Below are 1,782 nucleotides of genomic sequence, written 5' to 3'. Positions count from 1 at the left end.
ATTATTACCGGGAAAACTCTCCCCGATTCAGGCACGGTTGACATCGGTTCCACTATTCATATTGGTTACTTCGATCAACAATCCGATGATCTCAATATCAACGAAAATCAAAGAGTGATCGAATATCTGAAAAGTGTGGCCGAATTAGTCAAAACCCTAGACGGTAGCGTGATTACCGCTTCCCAGATGTTAGAAAAATTTCTCTTTCCTCCCGATCAACAGTATGCACCAATTTATAAACTTTCTGGAGGGGAAAGAAGACGCTTATTTTTACTACGAGTTTTGATGAGTGCGCCTAATGTTTTAATCCTAGATGAACCCACCAATGATCTCGATGTGCAGACTTTAGCAATTTTAGAAGAATATTTAGAGGACTTTAACGGTTGTGTGATTGTTGTTTCCCATGATCGCTATTTTCTCGATCGAGTAGTTGATACTATTTTTGCCTTTGAAACCGGGGGTAATATCCGTCAATATCCAGGCAATTATTCCCTTTATCTCGATCAGAAAAAAGAGGAGGAGGAACCAAAAGAAAAAAAAGTCACCCCAAAAACTGTTAAAGCTTCTCCGTCACCTGTCAATAAAAAAATCTCTTTTAAAGAGAAAAAAGAATACGAAGATATCGAAAAACAAATACCAATTTTAGAAGCAAAAAAAGCCGAAATTGAACAGGTACTTTATGGAGAACCCCTAGAAGATTTTACCAAAATAACCGCTCTGACCGAAGAATTAGCTCAATTAAGTCAAAAAATTGATAATTTAACCGATCGCTGGTTAGAATTAGCGGAAAAATTAGGCTAGGATAATCCCTATTTTCCCGATCGATTTAGTTAGGGTTGGCTGAATAATGGTAAAACCCTTTTAAAATAAGGCTTTTGACCTGCTAAAACTCCGATGTTCATGCTGCGAAAATAGGATTAAGACCTTCAAAAACCTTGCATCATCCTTCTTTTAGTACATAAACTGGTACAAAAAAAGAGGATAACAAAGCCTGAAACGACCGGTTACTGACTCCTAACCCCACCAACAAACTTTTTCAGCAAACCCTAGTTAAAACTGAGTGATAATTTCTGGTGAATCATCCTCATCCATGACCAGATCTACCGACTCCACCCGCAAGAGGGCCAAATTATCGTTAACCACCCCTTGAAGATAGATTTCCCCCATCCCTTCACCCCCCAGATCGATCGAGCCGAAAACTTGACCGGTTTTGGTATTAAAATTAAACTGAAAATAATTAGCCGAGGAAATTCCCTGGCTGACATTATCGTATTTAGCGATCTCTTGACCACTGTTATCATAAAAAGATACTTGAAAATTTTCTAAAACTCGCATTTTTCCCGAACCTTTTTCCGAAAAGATAGTCGGGGCCGTTTTTTCATCATAACTAAAAGAACCTTTAGCTGTATAGCCTTGATTTCCCAACCATTGAAAATCGAGCGTCACTGCTAAAACCCCTTGGCTATTCATGTTAGCAACTAAAAGCCAAGCTAATAAAGTCAATATTATCTTTTTCATTAGTCGGTTATTTCATTTACAGCAGTTATCCTAATGGTGAGGTAGGAACAAAATCGGTAAAACCCCACACCCCACACCCTGCCACCAGGAAAAACCTTTTCAGCAGACCCTATTATAGCAAAGGGATTGCTACTTGCTTCCAATTAAGTAGGGAGGCACAATTATTTGTAGGATGGGTTAGCGGTAGCGTAACCCATGCGGGAGTTGGGTTTCATGCTTCAACCCAACCTACGTTCATCTTATATTTACTTCCACCCACCTACT

General features: G+C 39.1%; 2 protein-coding genes. One reads left to right on the top strand and one right to left on the bottom strand.

The window, feature by feature from the left end:
- Window positions 1-801, top strand: an 801-nt coding sequence (locus PX481_RS01770; RefSeq protein WP_288093375.1) for an ATP-binding cassette domain-containing protein, incomplete at its 5' end; no start/stop codon positions are given.
- 249 nt (window positions 802-1,050) lie between these two features.
- Here PX481_RS01770 and PX481_RS01765 read toward each other — a convergent pair.
- Window positions 1,051-1,518 (bottom strand): hypothetical protein, encoded by a 468-nt coding sequence (locus PX481_RS01765; RefSeq protein ID WP_002759849.1) that lies wholly within the window; start codon window positions 1,516-1,518, stop codon window positions 1,051-1,053.
- Window positions 1,519-1,782: the final 264 nt, after the last annotated feature.

Source organism: Microcystis sp. M53603_WE2 (genome assembly GCF_030065435.1).
The sequence above is the reverse complement of the archived record's forward strand: the minus strand, read 5'-3'. Positions and strand labels throughout refer to the sequence as shown.